The following is a 26,232-nucleotide window of genomic DNA, read 5'->3' on the forward strand; positions in this document are numbered from 1 at the left end:
GTGTTGCGGCTGCGTTGGGCAATTGCCAGCAAATTTCGTACTCCGGTGAATAAAGCACCGAAATTTGCCGGAGATTGCACCCGTCGTCTGTTATTCGAGTTCGATGCCTTGCTGTAAACCAAAGCAAACCCGCATGCTGGCCCCGCCGAGCGGGCTGTCGCCAATGATAATTTGGCCGTCGTATTGCTCGATGATGTCGTTCGCCAGAGAAAGTCCCAGCCCTTGCCCCGGACGCAGGGTATCGGCGCGCTGCCCGCGCTGGAAAATCACTTCACGTTTGCTGACCGGAATGCCAGGGCCGTCATCTTCAATCAGGATCACCAGCTGGTTTTCGGTGTGCACCGCACTGATTTCCACAAACTCCAGACAGTATTTACAGGCGTTATCAATGACGTTGCCCATCACTTCCATGAAGTCGTTCTTTTCGCCGACGAAGGTGATTTCCGGCGAGATATCGACGGTGATCACCACCCCTTTACGCTGATACACCTTGTTCAGCGCCGAACACAACCCGTCGAGGATCGCAGGCACCGAATGCACTTCGCGGATCAGTAAATTTTGTTCCGATCGCAGGGTGGCCCGGTGCAGGTAATAGCCAATCTGCTGCGAGATGCGGCTGATTTGCTCGAGCATCACCGGTTCAGCTTCTTCGATGGTCATCTGTTTGCCATTGCGCAGGGCGCGCAGGGTGGACTGCAACACCGCCAGCGGCGTTTTCAGGCTGTGAGTCAGGTCTGCCAGCGTGGTGCGATAGCGATCGTAGCGCCCACGTTCGCCGTGCAACAGGATATTCAGATTGCGCACCAGCCCGAGCAGCTCACGCGGCGGATTTTCATCCAGCGATTCGCGCTCATGGGTTTCCAGTTCGGCGACCTGATGGATCACTTCTTTGATGGGCCGCAGGCTCCAGTACGCCGCCAGCCACAGCAGCGGCACCACCAGCAACAGATTGGCCAGCAGCACATAACTGAACCATTCCCAGACCAGATCGGAACGCTGTAACTCTTGCGGGATCGTATCGACGACCACGATGTTCAGTGCCGGCAGGCGCGCGGTGGCATTGTAGGTATTCACCGCGATGGAGTGCGTCATGGCGTTGGCATCGGTGTCGTCGTAATCTTTCAGCTTGTCCTGCGCCTGCGGATTATTCCCTAACACTTCGCTGCTGATTTGCGTGTCGGTATCCAGCTCATAAAAACCCGGTTTATTCATCCAGGCTTTATTGATCTGAGCTTCCAGTTCCGGGATGCGGCGTTCCGCCCACAGCAATTTACCGTCGGCGTCGTAAATAAACACCAGCGTGGGCGTATTAAGGTCCAGATCGGGCGGAACATTGATGGAGAGTTTGCCCTCGCGCCATTGCGCCAGGCTAAAGAAGAGATTGCTCTCACCGCGCAGCAGGCGATAGGCCGTTTTATCGAAACTCACCATGTAGCCAACCACCGCCACCAGCCCGTAGGCCAGTGAAAGCGCGAGTACAACGGCGGCCGTCGCCATCATAAAACGCACGCGCAGGGAGAAGGGTTTTTTAGTACGTCCTTTCATGACGCGTCCTTACGTAGTGAGGCATCAGGCGGTAGTAAACCACGTCGTTATGCGCGGATGTCGAAACGATAACCCTGGCCGCGTACCGTGGTGATCACGTCTTCCGGGTGCTCTGCCTGCAGTTTTTTGCGCAGGCGCCCCATCAGGACATCCACGGTATGGCTTTCGCGCAGTTCTGCGTCCGGGTAGAGCTGAAGCATCAGTGAGTCTTTGCTGACCACTTTTCCGGCGTTGCGGATCAGCGTTTCGATAATGGTGTATTCGAATGCGGTCAGTTTAATGGGATTTTCGTTAACGGTCAGTTCACGGCGGGATAAATCAATCTGGAACGGATGCAGGGTAATGACCTGTGATGCCAGGCCGCTGTTGCGGCGCATCAGCGCCTGCATGCGTGCCAGCACTTCTTCGAGATGGAAAGGTTTGGTGACGTAATCGTCGGCACCGGCTTCCAGCACCGCGACTTTATCCTGCCAGCTTTCGCGGGCGGTCAGCACCAGAATCGGCAAATTTGCCTGGTGACTGCGCCAGCGGCGGATCAGGCTCAGGCCGTCTTCGCCCGGCAAACCGAGATCGACAATCGCGATATCCGGTGCATGTTCATGCAAAAAATAATCGGCTTCTTTGGCGTCTTCAGCGGCATCAACCTGATGCCCCATCTCTCTCATCTGAACTGAAAGGTGATGGCGCAACAGTGCGTTATCTTCAATGACTAAAATTCGCATGGTAATTCCTTATCCTTGTGGCGCGTAAGGCGACAGAAACATTCTGAGTGTAATTGTAAATGATTCAGAAACATTTTAATCAACCTCACATCAACGCCGTGACCGGCAATCTAAACAAAACCTAAACCAATTATAAACGGGCTTGCCGGGCAGAAGCATAAAATGTGAGATCGATCGCTGTTAAATACCAAAGGTACTATTAAGGTATTTCAAAGGTATCTTGAATGCCTGATTCTTTCCGTCGCTTTGGGTGCGTATCGCACCGCGCGGGCCCCTCATTCAGCAAGGATATAATAATGAAACGTACCCATCTGAAGCTGTCCGTTATGATGTTTATCGAGTGGTTTATCTGGGGAGCGTGGTTTGTGCCTCTCTGGCAATATCTTAATAAGCTGGGTTTTACTCCCTCCGAAATCGCCTGGTCTTACAGCAGCACCGCCATAGCGGCCATTCTCTCGCCGGTGCTGGTGGGCGTGATTGCTGACCGCTACTTCGCCGCACAAAAAGTGCTTGGCTGGCTGCTGCTGGCCGGGGCTGTGCTGATGGCGTTTATCGCGCTGCAAACCGAATTCTCCACGTTCTTCCCGCTGCTGGTGGTTTACGCCATCACCTATATGCCAACGGTGGCGCTGACCAACAGCATTGCGTTCGCCAACATCAATGACACCGAGAAAGATTTCCCGCGCATCCGCGTGCTTGGCACGCTGGGCTGGATTGCTTCCGGGCTGGTGATCGGTTTTGTGCTGCCGCCGCTGCTTGGCATGAACAACATTTCTGATACCGGGTTGCCGTTGTGGATCACCGCTATTGCCTCGCTGGTGCTTGGGGTTTACAGCTTCTGGCTGCCGGAGACACCGGCAAAAGGCAAAGGGCCGGTGGATATCAAAGCGCTGTTCGGCCTGAATGCGCTGGGCTTGCTGAAAGACCGCTCTTTCGCGATTTTCGCGTTGTGCTCATTTCTGTTTTGTATGCCGCTGGCGTTTTACTACCAGTTTGCCAACGGTTACCTGACGCAGGTGGGTTTGCCCAACGCAACCGGCTGGATGACCCTCGGCCAGGTGTCTGAAATCTTCGCCATGCTGGCGTTACCGTTCCTGCTCAAACGCTACGGTATAAAAAAAGTGCTGATGCTGGGCTTTGTCACAGCAGCAATCCGCTACGTATTCTTTATCTATGGCGGCACGGCGGATGTCTGGGCTTACAGCATGCTGTTCCTCGGCATTCTGTTGCACGGCGTCAGCTACGATTTCTATTTTGTCACCGGGTATATCTATGTCGATAAAAAAGCGCCGCCGCATATGCGCACGGCGGCACAGGGTCTGATCACACTGATTTGTCAGGGATTGGGCAGTTTTATCGGCAACTGGCTGGGCGGCCGGGCGATGACCACTTTCGCACTGAGCACGCCAAAAAATGGCATGACGTTCGACTGGTTTGCGGTCTGGGGCGTGGGTGCTGCGATGGTTGTCGGCGTAATGCTGCTGTTTCTGTTGTTCTTTCGCGAACACAGCAAAACCATTACCCCGGTCAGCCTGAGCCAGCCTTCATAAACATTCTTTTCACAACAGGCGGGCAGGCGGCCCCTCTGAAATTAATAGCAGGAGATTTACATGACACAGCTAAGCCTTGAGAGCCGTATGCTCGGCGCGTTGTACGGACAAATGCTGGGCGACGCGCTGGGCATGCCCTCGGAGCTCTGGCCGCGCGAGCGGGTTAAGCAACACTTCGGCTGGATCGATCGTTTTCTTGATGGCCCGGCAGAAAATAGCGCCGCCTGTTATTTCACCGCTGCACAGTTTACTGATGATACGTCGATGGCGCTGGCGCTGGCCGATGCGCTGCTGGAAGCGGAAGGCCGCGTCGTCCCAGAACTGATTGCGCGTAATGTGATCCGCTGGGTAGACAGTTTTGACGCGTTTAATAAAAACATTCTTGGTCCGAGCTCCAGACTTGCGCTGGCCGAACAGAAGAAAGGCGTGGCCATTGAGGCGCTGGAAAACAATGGTGTGACCAATGGCGCGGCGATGCGCGTTTCCCCGCTTGGCTGCGTACTGCCTTCGGCGCCGCTGGAGAGATTCTGCGAGCAGGTGTGGCTGGCGTCCAGCCCGACGCATAAATCTGATATCGCCGTGGCAGGCGCGGTGGTGATTGCCTGGGCTGTGTCGCGGGCCATTGAAGGGGCGAGCTGGCCTGAAATCCGCCTGGCACTGCCGGATATTGCGAAATATGCCCAAACGCGCAAACCCACCACTTTCAGCGCTTCACTGGCGGCGCGCATCGAACTGGCTTTCGCCACGGTGCAGAAAGCCGAAGGAACGGAGCAGGCGTCCGAAGCGGTTTATCAGCTGGTTGGCGCGGGCGTCAGCACCATTGAGTCTGTGCCTGCCGCACTGGCGATGGTGGAACTGGCCGGAACATGCCCGAATCAGTGCGCGGTGTTGTGTGCCAATCTCGGCGGCGATACCGATACCATTGGTGCGATGGCAACCGCCATTTGCGGCGCGTTGAACGGCATTGAGGTGTTTAAGAAAGAGTGGCTGGATGAACTGAAACGGGTCAATCCGCAGAATATGACGCGCTACAGCGACGCATTTCAGCGTTTCCGCCAGCAGGCGCAGGAGGCTGAATGAGCCAGGGCCATCGCGAATTATTACAGACGCTGATGCAGGGCGACTGGCATCAGCAGGCACCGGTGATGGTCGTCGGCGCTGCGGTCATGGACATGGTTGCCAGAGCCGATGCGTTACCGGAGCGCGGCGGGGATATTGCCGCCGACGTGACCGGTTTTCACCTCGGTGGCTGCGCGCTGAATATTGCGCTCGGGCTGAAACAGCTGGGCATTCACAGCCGTAATCTGTTGCCGGTGGGCGAGGGCATGTGGAGCGATCGTCTGAGACGTGAAATGGCGGCACGGGAGATTACCTCGGATTTGCAGGTGCGCGGCGCGGATAACGGCTGGTGTCTGGCGCTGGTTGAGCCGGACGGCGAGCGGACATTTATCTCTATCGACGGTATTGAAAATCAGTGGCAGCCCGGCTGGCTGACCGACGCTACGCCACAAAACGGGCTGGTGTATGTGTCGGGTTATCAGTTAGGCGCGAAACAGGGAACGGTGCTGCTCGACTGGCTGGAAACCTTGCCCGATGCGGTGCGCGTGGTGGTGGATTTTGGGCCGCGTCTGGATGTTATGCCCGAAGATCGCATTCGCCGCGTGATCCGCCCCGGCGTGATCCTGACGCTCAACGAACGGGAAGCCACGCTGCTGGGGTTTACTGATAACGCCGAAGCCTTCTGCCGTGAGCTGAATGCTAAAACCGGTGAACTGGTGGTACTGCGCTGCGGCGAAAAAGGAAGCTATTATTTTGCGACGGCCACTGATTGCGGCTGGATTGCGGCGCGTAAAATCACCGTGGCTGACAGCATAGGTGCGGGTGACAGCCATTGCGCCGGTTTGCTGGCAGGGCTTTCACTCGGCCTGACACACTGGCAAAGCATGACGCTGGCAAATTGCGTGGCGGCCTATGTTGTTTCGCAGACTGGCGGGGATTGCGCGCCGACGCTGGCGCAACTGGCCAGCACGTTTGAAAAGAGTGAACCGGCGCTGTGAATCAGTCTTCGCTGATGAACTCATACATGTCGCTGCGGCAAAAGCTTTCACTGTATTCAATCGGCCGGTTTTGCCCGTCGAAGAGTGTCTGCTTTATGATCAGCAGCGGCATGGGCTCAGTCAGCTGCAAAGATTGCAAAGTTTCAGCGTCGGACATTGCTGCACTGACCCGGCTTTGCAGTGCGCCAAGCTCAATATTATTGCGGCTGAAATAGTCATAGAGCGAGACGCCGATATCCTGCACATCCCCGATGGCGGCCATGATCACGTATGAAACCGCCACGGACATCGGGCGTGTGTCGATGTAATGAATGCGCTTGAGCATATAAACCGGTGTGCCTTCGGTGATCGCCAGTTTGCTGGCAATCAGCGCGGATGCCGGTATCTGATCACGGCTGATCCACAGCGTATCGGGCTTGCGGCCTTGTAACATCACTTCGCGCGAAAACCCTTTCACCCCGGCCAGCGAGTAAGAAAGCCTGGCATCAACCGCTTTTTTGATAAAGGTGCCGTAACCGCGTGAGCGGCCTATGTGCCCGTCCTGTTCCAGCTTTGCCAGCGCCTTACGCACGGTGATCCGTGAGATCCCCAGCGCTTCGGTGAACTGGCGCTCACTCGGCAGGAAATCGCCGTCCTGCAAAATACCCGATTCCATTGCCTGACGAACCGATTCGTTAAAACACAAATACAGCGGCATAGTGCCTGTCTGAGCCAGATCGGTTTTCAGTTTTTCCAGCACCTGCTGGTTAGTGTCCATGCTCATACGGGCTTTTCCTGATGGCTGTAATGGCCTCTATTTTAGAAGGAAAGAGAATTTTTGCAGTGACATTTTACGCGTATGCGGGATTAAATCTGCGGGAGGGAAAAGGGGCGTTAAAGATAAATTCAAACGCCCCGTAAGGTTAATGTGTGATGACGCAGTGGCTTTCCATCCGCCACATTTTCTCCAGCGCACGGGCTTCGCCGGTGATTTCCACTACGCCCTGACTGCGGATATCCCCACTCGAGGCACCCACGCGAATGTCAAACTCACCGGGTTCGACCACGCGCTGCCCGTTACGCTGAGTGAAATTCAGCATGTCGGTGGGCAGGGTGAAGGTCAGCTCAGCACTTTCGCCTGCGCGCAGATGCACCCGCTGGAAGGCTTTCAGCTCCTGAACCGGGCGAACCTGTGAGGCCACGCGATCGCGGACGTACACTTGTACCACCTCGCTGCCGTCTTTATCCCCGCTATTACTGACGGTAATTTTTGCGATGACGTTACCGTTCAGCGACGGTACCTGTGGCTGAACAATCGACAGTTCGCCATAACGGAATGTGGTCCATGTTTTACCGTATCCGAAGGGATAGCGGGAGCCGAAATGGAAAGCATAGGGTGTGCCGCCGCTCTTGAGTTTGTGGTTATAGTAATAGGGCATGGCGCCCGCGCTGTGGGGAACGGATACCACCAGGCGCCCTGCAGGTTCCCGCACGCCGGTCAGCACATCGGCAATCGCATTTCCGCCTTCCTGGCCCGGTGCCCATGCCATCACCAATGCGGCGACCTTATCCTCAAGCCCGCCGAGATTATAAGGGCGGCCGCCAGTCATCACGACAACCACAGGTTTTCCTGTTGCCACCACGGCGGCGACCAGCTCCTGCTGTACGCCGGGCAGGCGCAGGCTGTCGGTATCTGACCCTTCGCCTACGGTGCCACTTTGGAACAATCCGGCCAGATCACCGACAAAGACCAGCGCAACATCGCTCTGTTCTGCGGCTTCAACCGCTTGTGCAATCAACCGGGTATCCCGTGAGACGGGGGAGGTTTGTATCGGTTTACCCGTATCACCGGGGAAGACCGGAGCACCCGCCACCCGATGTTCAATAATGTGGCAGCCTTTGGCATAACGCAGATTCTGGCTGCTTACGCGTTCTTGTAATGCCTGTAAGGGCGTCACGACCTGCGACGCGCTGTCCTGCATATCACTGATGATCAGATGAACCGGAAAACTGTAGCCGCTGAGCAGCGCCAGCGGGTCATCGGCCGTCGGCCCGATGATCGCGAGCCGTTGCTGGCCAGCCAACGGCAAAACGCCATTATTTTCCAGCATCGTGATGGAATTCACTGCGGCTTCATATGCCATTTTACGGGTTTCGGGTGTTTGCAGCGCAATGGCATTTTCATCGGTATAAGGTTGCTCGAACAGCCCCAGACGGAATTTCTCTTGCAGAACGCGTCCGACGATCTCGTCGATTTTTGCCATGGAGATCAGACCCTGTTCAACGGCTTGCGCAAGATGGCGTGCGCAGTCATCTTTCGGCAGCTCGATATCCAGACCGGCGTTAAAAGCCAGCGCGGCGGATTCCGTGGCGTTGCGGCTGATGCCATGATGCTGGTGCAGCAGACTGATGCCGCCATAATCCGCCACTATCAGACCGTCAAAGCCCCATTCTTCGCGCAGCAGCGTCGTCATCAGGAAGGCATCTGAGTGGCCGGGCTGATTATCAATATCGTGATAGGCAGGCATGACTGAACCGGCATTTGCCAGTTTCACTGCCATTTCAAACGGCAGGAGAAAGGTGTCATTAAGCTCACTAAACCCCAGATGCACCGGCGCATGGTTGCGCGCCCCTTCGCTGAAAGAGTGCCCGACATAGTGTTTCAGCGTCGCCAGCACATCGCGTTTTTCACCTTGTAAACCCCGCACAAAACGGGTCGCCATCACACCCGTCAGGTAGGGGTCTTCCCCAAACGTCTCTTCAGTCCGCCCCCAGCGTACGTCGCGGGAGACGTCCAGTACCGGCGCTAACCCCTGACGGCAACCGGTGCTGCGGGCTTCATCGCCAATGGCGGCAGCGATACGTTGCATCAACGCCGGATCCCAGGTGGAGGCGTAGTTCAGCGACGAAGGAAACAGTGTGGCATCTTTGCACAATAAACCGACCAGACATTCTTCATGAAATAAAGCCGGAATACCCAAACGGGTTTCTTCCATTAAGGTTCTTTGCAGACGATTAAGGGCGCGAACCCCTTCTTTGGGTTCGACAATATGCGTTCCCAGCGGACGGGTAATCTGGCCGATCCCGCGTTTAAGGCGTTCGCTGAGCGCCGCCTGTTGAGTGACGCCGGCGAATTCATCGCTCAGATCGGTGCGCTCGCGATGATCGCCCGCGGCGGACAATATCAGCCAGAACGCGTGCATTTGTGCGAATTTTTCTTCAGGCGTCATTTGTGCCAGCAAATCGGCGACACGTTCATGCACCGGACGGTGGGCATCCTTATAAATGGCAGACATGCTTTCCCCTTGTAAGTGTTGCCATCCGCACGACGGCGCGGATATGTTTTCTGACCATCAATACTGGTAGGGCAAAGCAAACACAACAATTGCCGAAACCGCCATCCAACTTATGTTTTTTGGTTTTCTCCCTTAAATGTGATGCGGCTCGAATATATTAATTTTGTTTATTACAAAAAGCAGGAATAAGCCGTGCCTGCGTCACATTTGATTAAAAGCATAAAACATAAGTGAAATATCAGAATATCCCGCCTCAATGCCAGGAATTATAAAGACAAAGGAATTCTAATTTAAAAATTAAGGTGAATGCATGTCAGCGTTAACTGAAAGGATCACCAACAAAGAAAAGCTGGGTTTTGGATTAGGTGATGCGGCAAGCCATATCGTTTTTGATTCCTCTGTCGCTATTCTGGCTTACTTTTATACCAATATTTACGGGCTTTCTCCCGCCGTGATGGGCACGCTATTTTTGGTGGTGCGCATACTTGATGCGATTACTGATCCGATAATGGGCGCAATTGCCGATCAGACGAAAAGTCGCTGGGGGCGTTTCCGCCCCTGGTTACTGATTATTTGTGTGCCTTTTGCCGTGAGTTGCGTATTGGTGTATTCCACACCTGACTTCGGACAAACGGCGAAAATTGTTTACGCGGTGCTGGCCTATATCTTCATGACGATCATGTATACGGCAATCAATATCCCTTATTGTTCGTTAGGCGCAGCAATTACCGCAGACCCGCAGGACAACCTGTCACTCCAGTCCTGGCGCTTTGCGATTGCTCCCATCGGTGGCGCAATGGGGACTGCGCTGATCCTGCCGCTGGCTGATTTTATTGCTCCCGGCGATCGCGCCACCGGCATGCAGTGGGCGATGGGGATTTTTGGTGTGATTGGTTGCCTGATGTTCCTGACCTGCTTCCTGACCACGCGCGAGCGTATTACGCCGGTCAAAGAAGAGAATATGAATATCCTTCGGGATGTGCGTATTCTGATGAAAAATGACCAGTGGCGGATCCTGTCTGTCTATAATCTTGCCATGCTTTGTGGGGTAGTAGTTCGCGGAAGCCTGCTGGTGTATTTCGTGCAATATGTGTTGCATCAGGGCAGCGGTATTATTTCCATCTTTATGCTGGCAACGACAGTCGCTTCTGTTATCGGGAGTTTATTCGCGAAATCACTGGGTACCTGGATGTGTAAAATCCGTGCTTCCGTATGGGTTAACGTATTAAGTGCGCTGGTCGGGTTATTATTCTTCGTGCTGCCAACAGAATATTGGATCCCCGCATTTATCGTGCATATCGCGCTGAATTTATTACAGGGTATAAATGCACCGCTGCAATGGTCAATGATTACCGATGCCAATAACTATGGCGAGTGGAAAACGCAACGTCGTATTACGGGCATGAATATTGCGGCGAATATTTTCGTGATTAAACTCGGCGTGGCAATCGGTGGTGCGCTGACAGGTTGGGGGCTGGCATGGTTTGGTTATCAGGCAGGCGTTGAACAACAGTCAGCAGAAGCGATACGGGGTGTATTAATTCTGTTTACCGTTTTACCGGCAATTTTCTATCTGATTACCGCGTTCTCCATCCGCTATTACCGTTTAACGGAAGACCGGATGAACGACATCATCGGCGATTTGCGTCAGAGTAAATTCCAGACCCAGAGTTAAGCCTACAAACAACACGGACGCGCCCGCTGAGCAGGCGCGTCCGTGAAGAGAACATTACTTCAGTTCATCAACCATTTTGGTTGCACGGCCAATATAATTGCCCGGTGTCATGGCTTTCAGGCGGACTTTCTCTTCTTCCGGTAATTCGAGAGAATCGATGAACGTCTGCATACCCGCAGCATCAACACGCTTGCCGCGTGTCAGTTCTTTCAATTTTTCATAAGGCTTTTCAATGCCATAACGGCGCATCACGGTCTGGATTGGCTCGGCCAGCACTTCCCAGTTGTGATCCAGTTCATTCGCCAGATTCGCTTCGTTCACTTCCAGCTTGCTGACGCCTTTCATGGTTGCCTGATAAGCGATCAGCGCATAGCCCAGACCCACGCCGAGGTTACGCAGTACGGTGGAGTCGGTCAGGTCGCGCTGCCAGCGTGATACCGGCAGTTTGCTCGCCAGGTGCTGCAATACGGCGTTGGACAGACCCAGGTTACCTTCTGAGTTTTCAAAGTCGATTGGGTTGACTTTGTGCGGCATGGTGGAAGAACCGATTTCGCCAGCGATGGTGCGCTGTTTGAAGTGGTTCAAGGCAATGTAACCCCAGATGTCGCGGTCGAAGTCGATCAGAATGGTGTTGAAACGCGCCACGCAGTCGAACAATTCCGCGATGTAATCATGCGGTTCGATCTGCGTGGTGTACGGGTTCCATGTCACGCCTAACGAGGTCACAAACTCTTCGCTGAACTGGTGCCAGTCTACTTCCGGATAGGCAACGATGTGGGCATTATAGTTGCCGACAGCACCGTTGATTTTCCCCAGAATTTCAACGTTTTCCAGCTGCTTAAACTGGCGATCCATACGATAAGCGACGTTAGCCAGTTCTTTACCGATGGTGGATGGCGTAGCAGGCTGGCCGTGGGTGCGTGACAGCAGCGGAATGTCGCGGTATTTGTGCGCCAGACCTTTGACCGCATCAATAATTTGTTTCCAGTACGGCAGTACAACGTCCTGACGTGCCGTTTGCAGCATCAGCGCGTGGGACAGGTTATTGATGTCTTCGGAGGTGCAGGCGAAGTGGATGAACTCAGACACCGCGTGCAGGGCAGGGATGGCAGCCACTTTTTCTTTCAGGAAGTATTCCACCGCTTTGACGTCATGGTTGGTGGTCTTTTCGATGTCTTTGATGCGCTGCGCATCGTTGACATCAAAATTGGCCACTAACTGGTCAAGGAAAGCGTTTGCGTCGGCATCAAAAGCAGGAACTTCCTTGATTTCTGCACAGGCGGCCAGTTTTTGCAGCCAACGTACTTCAACCTGCACACGGAATTTCAGCAGGCCAAATTCGCTGAAAATAGTGCGCAGCGCGCTGACTTTATCACCGTAGCGTCCATCAACGGGGGAAACGGCGGTCAGTGAGGATAATTCCATCGGTAGCAACTCCTGGGATCTTATTAACAATGAGCGAGAATATTTTTCGCCTGTTCAAACAGACGATTACGGGAAAACATCAGCTGCAGGCGTCCACCGCCGACCTGATGCCACAGCACAGCGGAACGGATACCGGCCAGTAAAATAGCGCGAACCTTCGCCTGCACCTGAGAATTTTGTAAAATGGCCGGTGAACCGGTCACCTGAATACGCGGACCGGCCGGGCTGACGACATCGACATAAATTGAGGCCAGTGAACTTATCATGGTGTCGGATTCAAGCTCATAATGTGCCAGCTGGCGGTCGAGCTGATCGATGCGTTCACCAAGCTGATTCATCGCCGGCTTATTGGCATAAAGCTTGCGCTCCAGCACCATCAGGCTTAATGCGTAGCGCGTTAACTCAGCGCCCGGGCCCTGACGGTTGGCGTTGAGCACGCCTAACAGTGTCTCCAGCCCCATCTTCAAATTGGCTTCATTATTACCGTACACCGCCAGCGTGGACGCCGGATTCATCTCCAGCAGGCTGCGCAGTGAAACTGACATTTCTTCCTGAGCGCACTGACCGTCATGTGCCAGTTGCTGAACCAGGCGTGCTGCCTGACAGATCCCCGCCAATGCCAGCGTAATGTCATAGTAATTTTTAGCCACGTTTACTCCTGTAAGCGTTTTCGAAACGATGAGACGCGGTGCCAAAGAAAATAGCCCAAACTAATGGCGACAGATCATGCCATAAAACTGCCCCTAAACACAGTTCGGAATCAGTGCAGAACGTCACAGGCGGGCAGAAATAAAGCGGGACGCCCGAAAGCGTCCCGTATTCATGCGCCAGATTGTTCAGTATCAGACCTGAAGTGGCAGGCGTTGTTCGATAATGCCGCCGCCCAGACAGATTTCACCGAGGTAAAATACCGCTGACTGGCCGGGTGTCACGGCCGCAACAGGCGCATCAAAACGCACTTCAATGCGGTCTTCGCCGAGCGGTGTCACCACACAGGGAATATCTTCCTGACGATAACGGGTTTTCACCGTACAGGTCAGCGGGGCGGTCAGCGTTTTGCGATCGACCCAGTGCAACTGCTGGGCAATCAGACCGACGTTCATCAGACGCGGGTGCTCGTGGCCTTGCGCGACGTAAAGAATGTTGTTTTCCACATCCTTTTCCACCGTGTACCACGGCTCTTCGCTGCCGTCTTTCTGGCCGCCGATACCCAGACCTTTACGCTGACCAAGCGTGTGATACATCAGCCCCTGATGCTGGCCCATGACCTGGCCATCAACGCTTTTAATCACGCCCGGTTGTGCAGGCAGATAGCGGCCAAGGAAGTCACGGAATTTACGCTCACCGATAAAACAGATGCCGGTAGAGTCTTTTTTCTTGGCGGTGATCAGATCCAGTTCTTCCGCGATGCGGCGGACTTCCGGTTTTTCCAGTTCACCCACCGGGAACAGGCTTTGTGCGACCTGTTCGTGACCGAGCGTGTAGAGGAAATAGCTCTGATCTTTGTTGCCATCGACGCCACGCAGCAAATGGCTGACACCGTCGATATCCTGACGGCGCACATAGTGACCGGTCGCGATGTAATCCGCGCCCAAATCTTCCGCCGCAAATTCGAGGAAGGCTTTAAATTTGATTTCTTTGTTGCACAGAATATCCGGGTTCGGCGTGCGTCCGGCTTTATATTCCTCGAGGAATAATTCGAACACGTTGTCCCAATATTCCGCCGCGAAATTCACGGTGTGCAGTTCAATGCCCAGTTTGTCGCACACGGCCTGCGCATCGGCGAGGTCGGTGGCTGCTGTGCAATACTCTTCGTCGTCATCCTCTTCCCAATTTTTCATGAAGAGACCCTCGACCTGATAACCCTGCTGTTGCAAAAGGTAGGCAGATACAGAGGAATCGACGCCGCCGGACATCCCGACGATCACTTTTTTCTGGCTGTTGTCAGACATAATAGTCCCGAAACATAGGAATTAATTGCCCGGCGCTGACGGTGTTTTTCAGGGTATTTGTCCCACGAGGATGAAGGCCGCGCGCGACAAAAAACACCACAGCAACCCGGACATCGGTTACTTCTTAAAGATTACGCAAAAAAGAACGCGCGAAATTTTATCACGTCAGGCCGGTTGCTGCATCGCTGATTCACAGGAAAGCAACAACCGGCCCGGCAGGTTATTCCGGCAGGTTGAAATTGTGCAGGATTTCCAGAGGGTAACGCGGGGATTGCTGATAACAGCGGATGCTTTCCGCCACCAGCGGCGAGCGCAACTGTGAGGAGCCCATAATCTCTTCGGCAGTGACCCAGCGGCACTGATCGATGTCGTCGTCCTGCGGCGCGGTGTCGGACATGTGTGGCAGATCAATCACGAAGGCGAAACGCAGGAAGGGCGTGCCGTCCGGCGCCTGCCACTGGTGCAGGCCAAGGAACGACTGAGGTTCGGCATGAATGCCCGTTTCTTCATACAATTCACGTTTCGCGGCGCTGACTAATGTTTCGTCAGCTTCCAGATGACCGGCGGGCTGGTTCCAGGTGACTTTACCGTGGACGGTTTCTTCCACCACCAGAAATTTTCCCTGAGCCTGTACGACGCAGGCAACGGTAACGTGCGGTTTAAACATGTGAAATTTCCTTCCATTGGCCGGGTTGTAAGTCGCCGAGTGTAAACTCGCCCATGCTGTAACGGATAAGACGCAGCGTCGGAAAACCTACGTGTGCCGTCATGCGGCGCACCTGGCGGTTTCTCCCCTCGTACAACGTGATTTTCAGCCACGCAGTAGGGATCGCTTTGCGCTCACGGATTGGCGGATGACGCGGCCATAACCATTCCGGTTCATCAACGATTTCAGCGCCAGCGGGCAGGGTGGCACCATCTTTCAGCACAACGCCCTCACGCAGCGCCAGAACCGCCGCAGCATCGGGTTTACCCTCGACCTGAACATAGTAAATCTTCCCGGTACGCTTGCCCGGTTGTGTCAGCGCAGCCTGCAGTTTGCCATCGTTGGTCAACACCAGTAAACCTTCGCTGTCGCGATCCAGACGGCCTGCGGCATAGACATCTGTTAACGAAATGTAATCCTTTAGTGTCGCGCGACCCGCCTCATCAGTGAATTGTGGCAGTACATCGAACGGTTTATTAAAGAGAATCACTTTTCTCGGCCCTTTTGGGGCAGATTGTTCTTTGGCAGGCCGTTTGCTGAAACGTTTAACGTTGTGATTTTTAAAAGATAGCGGGTTCATAGGCATTGAAGTTAGAGAGAATTAGCGCATTATACTTGAAAAATGTTTCGGATTGGCTAGCGGGAAATATTCGAGTAGTATCAACCGGCATCTTACAAATTTTTAACAAAAATGCGCTCGAAGGAGAGGTTAATGGAAAGCAAAGTAGTTGTTCCGGCTGAAGGTAAAAAGATTACAGTAGACGCTCAGGGTAAACTGGTTATTCCTAATAATCCTGTGATCCCATTCATCGAAGGTGATGGTATCGGCGTTGACGTGACTCCAGCCATGATCAAGGTTGTTGATGCGGCAGTTCAGAAAGCCTACAAAGGTGAGCGTAAAATCTCCTGGATGGAAATCTACACCGGTGAGAAATCAGTAGAACTGTACGGCAAAGACGTATGGCTGCCAGAAGAAACTCTGGATCTGATCCGTGATTACCGTGTTGCTATCAAAGGCCCACTGACTACGCCAGTTGGCGGCGGCATTCGCTCCCTGAACGTAGCCCTTCGCCAGCAGCTCGATCTGTACATCTGTCTGCGTCCGGTGCGTTATTACACCGGCACGCCAAGCCCGGTTAAACGTCCGGAAGATACCGATATGGTGATCTTCCGTGAAAACTCCGAAGATATCTATGCGGGTATCGAATGGAAAGCCGGCTCTGCTGAAGCCGACAAAGTGATCAAATTCCTGCAAGACGAAATGGGTGTGAAGAAAATCCGTTTCCCACAGGAATGCGGTATCGGCATCAAACCTTGCTCCGAAGAAGGCACCAAGCGTCTGGTTCGTGCGGCGATTGAATACACCATCACTAACGATCGTGATTCACTGACGCTGGTTCACAAAGGCAACATCATGAAGTTCACCGAAGGTGCCTTCAAGGATTGGGGCTACCAGCTGGCGCGTGAAGAGTTCGGCGGTGAGCTGATCGATGGCGGCCCGTGGGTGAAAATCAAGAACCCGAACAATGGTAAAGACATCATCATCAAAGACGTCATCGCTGATGCCTTCCTGCAACAGATCCTGCTGCGTCCTGCTGAATACGACGTTATTGCCTGTATGAACCTGAACGGTGACTACATCTCTGATGCCCTGGCGGCACAGGTTGGCGGCATCGGTATCGCACCGGGCGCAAACATCGGTTCTGATTGCGCGCTGTTCGAAGCCACCCATGGTACGGCACCGAAATATGCGGGTCAGGATAAAGTGAACCCAGGTTCCATCATTCTGTCTGCAGAGATGATGCTGCGTCATATGGAATGGTTCGAAGCGGCAGACCTGATCGTGAAAGGCATGGAAGGCGCAATCGCGGCTAAAACCGTGACTTACGATTTCGAACGTCTGATGGAAGGCGCTAAGCTGCGTAAATGCAGCGAGTTTGCCGACGACATGATCGCCAATATGTAAGCTGACAGTCATCAGAATCTGATGCCTGATTAACGCTATCTGAGGGAACCTGAGGGTTCCCTTTTTTTATCTCATTTTCAGGGGCTTATTGTTTATTTTTTCAGCCTTATTGTGCATCCGGGCCGCGGGTGTTAAATATGAGCCACTTTTTTGACAGTGGATTGAATTCTCGTTGCGCTTATTCCTTTCCAACTCCTTGTTTCGTATCGATCTTCGACGCCTGATCCTCAGTTTAGCCGTCATGAGCGCCTTCGTGACGCTGGCGAACAGCTTCTATGCCAGCTACAGCGTCCAGCGCCAGTTGTTAATCGACAATACGCTTGAAGAGAACCGTGTCTATGCCGCAAAACTGGCGGCCAGCACTGAACAGTTTTTGAAAAGCATGCAAAAGCAGCTCGCTTACAGCAGTGTTATCGCAGCGAGTCATTTCGACGATCCCAAAATATTGCAGGCAGAAACCGCCCGTCTGAAGTATCAGACCGACAGTTTTAACTCGGTCGTGATCACCAACATGAAAGGAAAGATCCTCGCGACCTCGCCTGACAGTCTGCAACTTATCGGCCATACGGTGAACACGCCGGGCGCGCTGGAAGCCCTCAAAATGCGGCGGCCAATGATCAGCAAACCCTATATTTCTCTGGCTAAAAACCTGGTGATCGTTATTTCAACGCCGGTAGTCTCTGAGCAAGGGGAATACCTGGGCTACATTGGCGGCACCATTTATTTGCGGCAGAAAAGCATCCTCAACGAGCTGCTGGGCGAGCATTATTACCGCGATGGTTCCTATATCGCCGTGCTTGATAATGAACGGCGCATTCTTTATCACCCGGATGCAAATCGTGTCGGAGAAGTGGTCAAGCCGCGCCCTCTGACGGAGGCGCCAAAAAGCAGTGCCAACGGTAGCCTGATGGTCACTAACCTCGCCGGTAAGGCGATGCTGGCCGGGTATGCGGTGGTTCCGTCATCGGGGTGGGAGATTGTCACGCAGCGCCCTACCGACGCCACGCTAAAACCGCTTGAGGGGCTGATGTATAAAGTTCTCCGGCATCTGACGCCACTGGCGATTGTCACGCTGTTGATTGTCTGGCTATTCTCCCGATTAATCGCGCGGCCTCTCTGGCTGCTTGCGCGTAGCGCCAATGAGATGGATAAGCCGGATGTTTCGAGCAATATTCGCGAAATTCCTTCCTGGTATTTCGAATCTACGCAGCTCAAGCGCGCGTTGCTGATTGGCATCAGCCTGCTGCAAAAGAAAATCGGCAAGCTGAAATTTGAAACACAGACTGACCCGATGACCGGTTTGTTCAACCGCCGGGGGCTGGCGATGACGCTCGAAAGCGTTGTACAACTGCGTCAGCAGTTTTCCGCCATCACGCTCGATATCGATCACTTTAAGGCAATTAACGACTCTTATGGCCATGATATCGGCGATGAAGTGATCAAGTCACTGGCTGAGCAGATTCGTCACAGTGCGCGTGAAAGCGATATTTTGTGCCGTGTGGGGGGCGAAGAGTTTCTGGTCTTGCTGCCGGGAACGCCGCTTGCAGAAGCGGGAATGATTGCTGAACGTCTGCGGCAAAATGTAGAAACGCTGATGTTGCCAGGCATTCAGCCGATCACCATTTCCCTCGGCGTCGCGTACTGGAATCAGCAACAGGGCGAGCCTGACAAAGCGCTGAAGCGCGCGGATGAAGCGCTGTACAGAGCTAAGAAAGAAGGGCGCAATCGCGTAGTGATTTCGCAATAATCCCGGTTGCGCGATGAACATCAGGGCAACACCGGCCCTGATGTTCATGCGTTATTTTGCCGCCGAAGCCTGCTGCTTTTTCGCCTGCGCTGCCAGATGATGCCCCACGGCACACCCGGCCACGGCGCCGAGCACCGCGTGATGTTTAAGATGTCCGGCCACGCCACCCACCACCGCCCCCTTCAGGCATCCTGCTGCCTGAGCAAATGAACTGGTCAGCAACATGCCCGCCATGATTGCGACAAAAATTGTTTTCTTACCCACATATCCCCCTGAATGAACAAATAGTGCTGAGCCAGAAAATGTCACATCGGGTTGCACGTTGTCATTTCGGCATCTGTAAGCAGTTACTGCCGTTGTTACCGGTTGGGCCGGAACGGGGCTTTGCTGACGGGGAGTTTGAGATAAGTCACTGTTACATCTGTCAGAGGGGCTAAAAGGCTCATTGATGTAAGGTTTACATTGGCGAAGTGTCGGGTAAGGCGTTCCTTTTCATAACTCTGCTAAACTTAGAAAAGTAACCGGCGGAGATCCTCCTTCTCTGCTGTCTCCGGTTATTTCCACCCGTGAAGAAGGATGCCGCTATGACGCATCAAGAACAATTGCAGGCCCTGATGGTTCGCATTGACGCGCTGGAACAACGTGAAAAGCAGCTCACTTACGCCTCAAACGCTTATCAGGCCATTCTGACGACGCTGTTAGGAACACTTGATAAATCCACGCGTGACCGGGTGATCAATATGGTCGATCAGGCTCACGACATGGCGTATGCCAGGGCTAATCTGGAGCAGAAAGGGAATATTCTCGGCGCGGATGACATTACTCAGCGCATTTTCCTGTTTGCACAAGGCCGCGCTGCGCAGTCTAAATAACGTGACGTAACGTCGCACGACGTCGTAATTTATCAGACTCGTCATCGGGAAAGGTGACGAGGATTTTGTGTGTCTGGGATCATGAGCGGCGGTCTGCTTTGAGCATATTGATCGCCGCACCAAGCAGTATCCGGCGCTGAACGCCGGTTGCGCTGGCCAGTTGCCCATCAAGATACCCAATCAGCGCATCAACGCTCAGAGGCTCGCCTCTGTGGCGCATCTGAATCACGCCGTCGCCAATAATCCGCGCAACTTCATCCCATAGTGGTTGTATCTCACTTTCCGAGAATTTCATCATCGCTCCCGTTTGTGTGATTTACGTACAATCTATCATCTGAGTCGCAGGTGGCAAAGAGGGGGCGAGGTGAAAGCGTATGAGATAAGTGGCGCAAAATTGTGATGCCTCTTCCACCGGGTGAGTGGAAGAGGCCGGGACGCGTTAGTGCTTAATCACATAAAGATCTTTGGTGTAGACGTAGTTCAGCAGGTTATCTTTGAAACCGCCGACATAAGGTTTCACCAGCCGCGGGCTGACATAGTGGTACAACGGAATGACCGGTGATTGCTCTGTAAGCACTTCCTCGGCTTGCTGATAAGCCTTACCGACATCGGCTTTGTCGGTGGCCTTCAGCGCATCATCCAGCGCTTTGTCGTACGCAGCATTGCTGAATTTCGGTGTGTTTTCACTGTTGCCGGTACGCAGGGTATTCAGGAAGGTGGATGGCTCGTTGTAGTCTGCAATCCAGGCATAACGGACAACGTCATAGGTGCCCTGATGCATGGTATCGAGCATGGTTTTCCATTCCTGATTCTGCAATGTCGCATCCACCCCAAGGTTCTTTTTCCACATCGAGGCTGCTGCGATAGCAATGCGCTGATGTGATTCTGAAGTGTTGTAAAGCAGGTTGAATTTAAGCGGATGATCAGGGCCAAAGCCCGCCTCTTTCAGCAGTTTCTTCGCTTCTTCATTACGTTGCTCTTGCGTCAGACTGGCTTCTTTCGGTTTTGCGAAAGTAAACCCACCCGTGTTATCCGGAGACAAGTGCCAGGCCGGCGTTTGTCCCTGGCCCAATACTTTATCGGCGATAATGGATTTATCGATCGCCAGATTCAGCGCCTTACGCACGCGAACATCGTTGAATGGCGGCTTTTGGGTATTCATTGCGTAGTAGTAAACGGCAAGGTAAGGGCTGACATGCACCTGCGAACCCAGCTCTTTCTTCAGTGAGGCAAACAGGGTTGCAGGTATGGTTGCCGTAATGTCGATTTCTCCGGCCTTGAATCGGTTTACGTCCGCAGTCGGAGAAGCGATAGGTAAATAGGTGACCTTGTTGATCACCGTGTGCGAATTATCCCAGTAGGTAGGGTTGCGGACGGCAGTGATGCGTTCATTGACTGTCCAGGTATCCAGTTTGAACGGTCCGCTGCTGACCATATTGCCTGGCTGCGTCCATTTATCTCCGAACTTCTCCACATCGGCCTGACTTATCGGCGAGAGCGAAGGGTGGGCGAGCATACCGAGGAAGTAGGAGAGCGGCTGATCGAGGGTAATTTCAAGGGTCTGTTTATCAAGCGCTTTGATGCCCAACTGGTCCGGCTTTTTTTTGCCGCCAATAATGTCGCCCGCATTCAGCACATGCATGCTGCCGAGGTAGCTTTCATAAGGTGAGGCGGTTTTTGGATCGATCAGGCGTTGCCAGCTGAAAACCACATCCTGCGCGGTGATCGGCTTCCCATCAGACCAGACAATCCCGGGACGAAGATGGAAGACCCAGGTGATGTTGTCTTTCGTTTCCCAACTGCCCGCCAGCGAAGGCTGTGCATTGCCGTTGTCGTCAATCGTAATCAGCCCGGCATACAGGTCACTGAGAATATTGAATTCAACGTCGCTTTCTACTTTGTGCGGATCCAGTGATGCCGGTTCGCTGCCGTTATTGCGGACAATTTCTTGTTTTGCAGCCAGTTCGACGCCTGCGGGAACATTCGCGGCCCAGGTAGAAAAAGAAGTCAGAAAGCTGGTTGAAAGAAGGAGTGCGAGCGGTAGCTTTTTAAAGCAGCCATAAGTTTTACGTATCGTCATTGCCATTTCCTGCCCTGTCAATATGGTTAAATATCAATGAGTAACAGGGTATTCATACCGTTGTTCGGGCAGTTTAGCAATCTTTATGAGATTATTAGTAGTGACTCTGTGAATGCTCACGCACTGCATCAAAAGTCAGCATTGTCATGCGCAGGGATCCAGTAACCATCGATGAAATCTTCGATAGGATAACAACCTGCCTGACGCAGCCCCTGTTGTTGCATCGCGAGGGTACATTGTTGCTGAGTATTAAAGGCATCCACGACAAATTCTTCGCAGCCCCCTCCCAGATAACAAATGGTCAACACAAGTGCAAACATAGCGCTCCTCCTTCCTTTTCCCGCAAGGGTAAGCATAGAAGCATTCTGCCGTTAACAACATATGTCGATGTTTGTTTGCTGTTTAATTGTTCGCTGAAGCGGGCGGGCGGGGCTGTTATTTAGCGTAGCGAGAATTTAATCAGAGAGCGTGATATCCTCGCGGCCATAATTTTTACGAATGATCTTGATGAAAGGAGCACCCGATGTCTGACACTTTAACCAGAGAACAAGAATATGAGTCTGATCTGGTCGCCTGCCAGTTGGTGATTAAGCAAATTTTGGATGTGATTGAGATTATTGCGCCTGCTGAAGTGCGCGACAAAATGTCTCATCAGTTAAAAAGTATCGATTTTAATCATCACCCGGCTGGAGCTGATCCGGTGACCAAACGTGCTATCGAAAAAGCGATTTCACTCATCGAGCTTAAATTCACGAAACACGACAGCTGATATCCAACGTTGTGATGCCTGTAAGACGGGCATCACAACGTGGAAGATCGGAAAGCCTGCGTTATTTATTATCGACCACTTCACCCATTTGCTTGAAAATCGGGCAATTCGCCACGCCAATCACGCCGCTGTCCGAATGAATGTACTGCGAGCTGACAATCCCTCTGGCCGTCAGATACTGACATTTAAGGCCTAAGCCCGCTGCATTTTCACTGCTGCCAACGGTAACACCGTAGCCCGAAAACAGAAAAATCGCATAAATAACGGCCAGCACAATAATGGCTTTGATAACACTCATTCGAGAAACTCCTGATTATCTATCCTGACATTCAGGATATTGATAAACAGAGTAGATGTTATTTCTGGTGCGTTGTCATCTCAGCAGAGTCTTAATCTGGCTTTCTTTATGTCAAAGCAAAAAATTGGCCCCTGTAAAGGAGCCAATTGATGTCACTGCGTCAATTCAGAACAGCACTTACCAGCGGTATTTCATACCCAGATCTGCAGCCCAGGGTTGGTCAACATCGCTGCCGCCAAGGTAGTTAGCGCCTGCGTAAAGGGTGAAGTTTTTGCTCATATCGAACTGTCCACCTAAACCAACACGCACTGCGGAACCATCGATACCGTTGTCGATACGGTCACCGTTGATATCTGCATCGTTATTGGCATCTTCATAGACATACGCCAGCGTTGCATAAGGGCTGATCGCCTGATCGGCACCCAGATCGAAGGTGTAGCCGATATTCCCACCCAGTTCGTAACGCATGCTGTCATAGGCCTGATCGCTGACTTTCATGTTGTTGCTCATGCTGTAGTCGTCATCGCCGATGAACACACCTGTGATACTTGCATAAGGTGTCAGGTAAGCTTGTGGCGCGAATTTCCAGTCATAACCGGCTTTCAGGCCAAAGCCCCAGGCATCGGTAGTGCTATCGCCAGAAACCTGCTGACCATCGCTCATGGTGCTGTCAGTCGAGTTGCTGAAGTGGCTGTAGCTCAGAGAGGTATCAATGAATACGCCATTTTTGAAGTCCAGGCTGGAGTAAACGCGAGCTGACTGGCTGTCAGTGTCTGCGTCTGCATCATCCATAGAAAGGCTGGATTTCGCGAAGCTTGCCGCCATACCCACCAGCCACTGACGATCGCCGCCACCTTCTGTCACGGTATCAAGGCCGACCATGATGCCGTTAACGTCCTGATCGTAATCAACAACGCCATTGTCACCGTTCTGCTGACCACCGAAGTAATTCACCCAGACGCCGCCTTTGTCATTACCCTGGGTATGACGAGAGCTATCCATACGGTTGCTCAGGGTATCCTGCTCTATATGCCAGGTTGCAGCGTTGGAAGAAGGCAGGCTCAGCGCAGCGTTCGCAGTAGACGTGATGCCTTGTTTAGCCAGAACCACGGTATCGCCAACTTGTTGTGCCTGATATTTGTAGGCGCCCAGATCAGCGGAATTTGCGTGGGTGAAGGAGGAGTTACCCCCATAAGTGCGGATCAGCTCTTTGTTCTGGTAATCCGCTACACGGCCTTCGCCCGTTGCGTTGTTGATACGCACCTGATAGTTACCGTCCGCCACACCATTTACGGCCAGGTGACCATCGGAATTCATGCCGATAGTACCGCGGTCGTAAACATAATCAGCGGCAGTTTTGTCACGTGCATTGTTCAGGTCGGCGTTCAGCACATATTCGCGGCTGCCGGTGTTAAACGTACCGTCGTCGGTCAGCACCATATTGTGCGTATCAACCTGGCCTGCGCCTAAATTCAGCTCAGAACCGTTGCCTACGGTGACGGTATTGGCATACAAGGAGGCTGATTCTTCAGTCAGCGTCGTTTTACTGCCTGAGTTCAGGTTCAGGGCATTGGTATAGACTGCACCATGTGCAGCGATTTTCAGGCTGGATTGGTTAGCCAGGGAAATGTTGTCCGCCAGCAAGCCAGACTCAGCAACATTGACTTGTGATTTGTGGTCTACGGTCAGATTGTCTACGTTAGACATCTTGGTCGTGTCCCATTCTGAACCATTATCCAGAGCAATATTAAACAGGCCGCTTTGGTAAACATCTTTGCCAATCAGGTAACCCGTTGTGTCGCTTAAGACAGATCCAGGCCAGATGCTGTTAGCTGAGCGGTCATAGAGATAGGCATCTGCCTCAACGTCAGAGATTGCCGCACCGACCCATTTACTGCCGTTATTCAGCGTCAGGTTCAGTTCGTCAGTGTCGTCCCAGCCATTACTGTCCGGCACCCCATCAGCATTGTTGTCGTGGCCACCAGGATAATAGTTTTCATCAAAGGTACTGACGAAAGAAACATCGCCTGTGATCGTGGAATTATTGAAAACAGCATTGGTTTTCATCGCATTATCAGCTGTGGCATTGGCGACAACCGATAAGGCGACATCGTCAGCAGCAATGCCATTTGCACTGATATTACCGTAATCGCTTGGCTTGTCAGACTGACCGTAGAATCCGCTGGTCTGCAATTCGGTATAAGAACCGGAAGTCAGCACGGAATCATTAACGGTCAGGTTATTATCGAACGTGTTCGCGTTATTGACGTCGGTATCAACCCATTCGTAACCTTGCGACAGCGCAATGCCAGCAACGTGTGAGTTATTTTGGATGACGATATTACTTTCCTGATCCAATGTCACGGCCACACCCATGTCATAAGTATTCAGGGTTTCATGGTCACGAACTTTATTAGCATCAGTAACGTCGTAGTCGAAATGTTCGTATGTGTCATTAATGGTAGAGCTATCGATAGTCAGCTGTAATGGAGACTGATCATAATCATTTCGTGCAGTACCGCAATCAGTGGTCATGCACTCTGAGGTGATCATGCCGTTGACGGTAGTGTTAGTGATATTGAGCGTATTATTTGTGCCGTTATCAAAGCCCAAATAGTGAGTTGAGATAACGCCGTTCACCACAGCATTATTGATTGAAGAGTAGATGTCTCCGCCAACGTAACCGTTATCTGCACCATCATTATCCGCATAACCACGATAGCCAATATGATTCGCCAGCGTAGAGTCATGATAGAACGTGTCATATACGGTACCGGAGATGTCGGCTGACATCGCCGCAGGTGCAGCGACTGCAACAGCGCAGGCCAGCGCTATTTTAGAAACGAAGAACTTTTTATTCCATGCATGCATTTATTAATCCCTCAACAAAAAATCATCAGCATGAATCAACCGGGAATGACCCCGGTTATTATGCTTTCATTTATATAACGAAGAGACAGAAGACCTGTTCGACGGCGGGATAATATTTTAATGAGGTGTGTAATTCAATAAATAAGTTCAAAGAAAACAGAGGGAAAATCGAATTATTTTTTTATACGTAAAAAGGAACTGATGTTTATTTATGTTATTTAAAGCAGCGTATTTCCCTATAATTTCCAAATGGTAGTTATAGCTTGCTTTAAAGTGTGAGAGGGCGCGAAATAAAAATCATGATGCACCGGGGAGTTGACCAGAGAATAAGGCGCTCAGTCAGCACTGAACCATTTTCAGGATGAAATTATTTTCGGTTTATTCAGTTTTTATTATTTGGAAATCCGCGTGAATATAAATTGATTAAAAAAATCTCTTTTCAGGAAACAACGCAATGAAATAATGAACAGAGCGCGAAGCAGAGAGATTCATTTTTATTTGATTCAGATCAAGCAGGTTAGGGGGCAATATATTGATAAGAATTATGCATTTTTATGTATGATTTACGTACGTGATTATTTCACGCCAATCTGTGTGCAAAAGGCCGCGCTTCGTTATATCGTTGTTTAAGATTTCCGTCGTACTATGGAAATCTGTTCCATATCATGTTGGACGTTGCCATTGAGCCCTGACAGACGCGCAGTAAACCAGAAGAGAACCGC

The 26,232-nt window shown here is 52.3% G+C and carries 23 protein-coding genes; 8 read left to right on the plus strand and 15 right to left on the minus strand.

The window, feature by feature from the left end:
• Positions 1 to 90 precede the first annotated feature (90 nt).
• Together phoQ and phoP are read right to left on the minus strand one after the other, a co-directional pair.
• The gene (gene phoQ / locus ABSH60_RS17135; RefSeq protein ID WP_056778829.1) at positions 91 to 1,545 is read right to left on the minus strand and encodes a two-component system sensor histidine kinase PhoQ; all 1,455 of its coding nucleotides are present in this window, start codon (positions 1,543 to 1,545) and stop codon (positions 91 to 93) included.
• Positions 1,546 to 1,592: 47 nt separating this feature from the next.
• Complete coding sequence (gene phoP, locus ABSH60_RS17140; RefSeq protein WP_056778830.1) at positions 1,593 to 2,267, minus strand: two-component system response regulator PhoP; 675 nt, start codon at positions 2,265 to 2,267, stop codon at positions 1,593 to 1,595.
• A gap of 296 nt (positions 2,268 to 2,563) precedes the next feature.
• Here phoP and ABSH60_RS17145 point away from each other — a divergent pair, with 296 nt between their 5' ends.
• From ABSH60_RS17145 to ABSH60_RS17155, 3 genes are read left to right on the plus strand one after another with little or no spacing between them, the layout of a single operon-like run.
• On the plus strand, positions 2,564 to 3,817 hold the full coding sequence (locus tag ABSH60_RS17145; protein ID WP_390974960.1) for a nucleoside permease: 1,254 nt from the start codon (positions 2,564 to 2,566) through the stop codon (positions 3,815 to 3,817).
• Positions 3,818 to 3,877: 60 nt separating this feature from the next.
• A complete protein-coding gene (locus ABSH60_RS17150) occupies positions 3,878 to 4,897 on the plus strand; it encodes an ADP-ribosylglycohydrolase family protein (protein ID WP_056778832.1) in 1,020 nt (339 codons plus the stop codon).
• Complete coding sequence (locus ABSH60_RS17155; protein WP_390974962.1) at positions 4,894 to 5,874, plus strand: PfkB family carbohydrate kinase; 981 nt, start codon at positions 4,894 to 4,896, stop codon at positions 5,872 to 5,874. The genes ABSH60_RS17150 and ABSH60_RS17155 overlap by 4 nt, the downstream gene beginning before the upstream one ends.
• Before the next feature lies 1 nt (position 5,875).
• Here ABSH60_RS17155 and ABSH60_RS17160 read toward each other — a convergent pair whose 3' ends face one another.
• On the minus strand, positions 5,876 to 6,637 hold the full coding sequence (locus ABSH60_RS17160) for a GntR family transcriptional regulator (RefSeq protein WP_056778835.1): 762 nt from the start codon (positions 6,635 to 6,637) through the stop codon (positions 5,876 to 5,878).
• Between the two features lie 139 nt (positions 6,638 to 6,776).
• Positions 6,777 to 9,149, minus strand: coding sequence for a glycoside hydrolase family 3 N-terminal domain-containing protein (locus tag ABSH60_RS17165; protein WP_390974964.1), 2,373 nt, complete (start codon positions 9,147 to 9,149; stop codon positions 6,777 to 6,779).
• Between the two features lie 310 nt (positions 9,150 to 9,459).
• Between ABSH60_RS17165 and ABSH60_RS17170 the strand changes: the two genes are divergently transcribed.
• Positions 9,460 to 10,824 (plus strand): glycoside-pentoside-hexuronide (GPH):cation symporter, encoded by a 1,365-nt coding sequence (locus tag ABSH60_RS17170; RefSeq protein WP_056778837.1) that lies wholly within the window; start codon positions 9,460 to 9,462, stop codon positions 10,822 to 10,824.
• A gap of 54 nt (positions 10,825 to 10,878) precedes the next feature.
• Here the strand turns inward: ABSH60_RS17170 and purB are convergent, their stop codons facing one another.
• From purB to rluE, 5 genes are all read right to left on the minus strand, one after another.
• Positions 10,879 to 12,249 carry an adenylosuccinate lyase gene (gene purB / locus ABSH60_RS17175; RefSeq protein ID WP_056778838.1) on the minus strand — a complete coding sequence of 457 codons (1,371 nt, stop codon included), beginning with the start codon at positions 12,247 to 12,249 and terminating at the stop codon, positions 10,879 to 10,881.
• Positions 12,250 to 12,272: 23 nt separating this feature from the next.
• Entirely contained in the window at positions 12,273 to 12,899 is a 627-nt protein-coding gene (gene hflD, locus ABSH60_RS17180) for a high frequency lysogenization protein HflD (RefSeq protein WP_056778839.1), read from the minus strand.
• Positions 12,900 to 13,091: 192 nt separating this feature from the next.
• Positions 13,092 to 14,201 carry a tRNA 2-thiouridine(34) synthase MnmA gene (gene mnmA / locus ABSH60_RS17185; protein WP_122095720.1) on the minus strand — a complete coding sequence of 370 codons (1,110 nt, stop codon included), beginning with the start codon at positions 14,199 to 14,201 and terminating at the stop codon, positions 13,092 to 13,094.
• Between the two features lie 220 nt (positions 14,202 to 14,421).
• Entirely contained in the window at positions 14,422 to 14,868 is a 447-nt protein-coding gene (locus tag ABSH60_RS17190; RefSeq protein ID WP_056778844.1) for an NUDIX hydrolase, read from the minus strand.
• Positions 14,861 to 15,487 carry a 23S rRNA pseudouridine(2457) synthase RluE gene (gene rluE / locus ABSH60_RS17195; RefSeq protein WP_390974968.1) on the minus strand — a complete coding sequence of 209 codons (627 nt, stop codon included), beginning with the start codon at positions 15,485 to 15,487 and terminating at the stop codon, positions 14,861 to 14,863. The genes ABSH60_RS17190 and rluE overlap by 8 nt, the downstream gene beginning before the upstream one ends.
• Before the next feature lie 132 nt (positions 15,488 to 15,619).
• On the opposite strand from rluE, the gene icd reads away from it, so the two are divergent.
• Positions 15,620 to 16,873: an NADP-dependent isocitrate dehydrogenase gene (gene icd, locus ABSH60_RS17200; protein WP_056778851.1), complete on the plus strand. Its 1,254-nt coding sequence runs from the start codon at positions 15,620 to 15,622 to the stop codon at positions 16,871 to 16,873.
• Between the two features lie 241 nt (positions 16,874 to 17,114).
• Positions 17,115 to 18,620 (plus strand): sensor domain-containing diguanylate cyclase, encoded by a 1,506-nt coding sequence (locus ABSH60_RS17205; RefSeq protein WP_217204892.1) that lies wholly within the window; start codon positions 17,115 to 17,117, stop codon positions 18,618 to 18,620.
• 51 nt (positions 18,621 to 18,671) lie between these two features.
• Here ABSH60_RS17205 and ABSH60_RS17210 read toward each other — a convergent pair whose 3' ends face one another.
• Entirely contained in the window at positions 18,672 to 18,854 is a 183-nt protein-coding gene (locus ABSH60_RS17210) for a hypothetical protein (protein WP_056779172.1), read from the minus strand.
• Between the two features lie 350 nt (positions 18,855 to 19,204).
• On the opposite strand from ABSH60_RS17210, the gene ABSH60_RS17215 reads away from it, so the two are divergent.
• Complete coding sequence (locus tag ABSH60_RS17215; RefSeq protein WP_056778857.1) at positions 19,205 to 19,492, plus strand: sigma-S stabilization anti-adapter protein IraP; 288 nt, start codon at positions 19,205 to 19,207, stop codon at positions 19,490 to 19,492.
• Positions 19,493 to 19,571: 79 nt separating this feature from the next.
• On the opposite strand, the gene ABSH60_RS17220 is transcribed toward ABSH60_RS17215, so the two are convergent.
• From ABSH60_RS17220 to ABSH60_RS17230, 3 genes are all read right to left on the minus strand, one after another.
• Complete coding sequence (locus tag ABSH60_RS17220; protein WP_122095668.1) at positions 19,572 to 19,787, minus strand: hypothetical protein; 216 nt, start codon at positions 19,785 to 19,787, stop codon at positions 19,572 to 19,574.
• A gap of 144 nt (positions 19,788 to 19,931) precedes the next feature.
• On the minus strand, positions 19,932 to 21,572 hold the full coding sequence (locus ABSH60_RS17225; RefSeq protein WP_390974970.1) for an ABC transporter substrate-binding protein: 1,641 nt from the start codon (positions 21,570 to 21,572) through the stop codon (positions 19,932 to 19,934).
• 128 nt (positions 21,573 to 21,700) lie between these two features.
• Positions 21,701 to 21,892, minus strand: coding sequence for a YebW family protein (locus tag ABSH60_RS17230; protein ID WP_056778868.1), 192 nt, complete (start codon positions 21,890 to 21,892; stop codon positions 21,701 to 21,703).
• Positions 21,893 to 22,095: 203 nt separating this feature from the next.
• On the opposite strand from ABSH60_RS17230, the gene ABSH60_RS17235 reads away from it, so the two are divergent.
• Positions 22,096 to 22,341: a DUF2766 family protein gene (locus tag ABSH60_RS17235; RefSeq protein ID WP_390974972.1), complete on the plus strand. Its 246-nt coding sequence runs from the start codon at positions 22,096 to 22,098 to the stop codon at positions 22,339 to 22,341.
• A 61-nt stretch (positions 22,342 to 22,402) separates the two neighbouring features.
• On the opposite strand, the gene ABSH60_RS17240 is transcribed toward ABSH60_RS17235, so the two are convergent.
• Positions 22,403 to 22,639 carry a YobH family protein gene (locus ABSH60_RS17240; protein ID WP_056778874.1) on the minus strand — a complete coding sequence of 79 codons (237 nt, stop codon included), beginning with the start codon at positions 22,637 to 22,639 and terminating at the stop codon, positions 22,403 to 22,405.
• Between the two features lie 177 nt (positions 22,640 to 22,816).
• Complete coding sequence (locus tag ABSH60_RS17245; RefSeq protein ID WP_390974974.1) at positions 22,817 to 25,510, minus strand: autotransporter outer membrane beta-barrel domain-containing protein; 2,694 nt, start codon at positions 25,508 to 25,510, stop codon at positions 22,817 to 22,819.
• Positions 25,511 to 26,232 lie beyond the last annotated feature (722 nt).

The sequence above is a fragment of the Rahnella sp. R3(2024) genome, from assembly GCF_042920125.1.
In the GTDB taxonomy this organism is placed as follows: Bacteria; Pseudomonadota; Gammaproteobacteria; order Enterobacterales; family Enterobacteriaceae; genus Rahnella; species Rahnella rivi.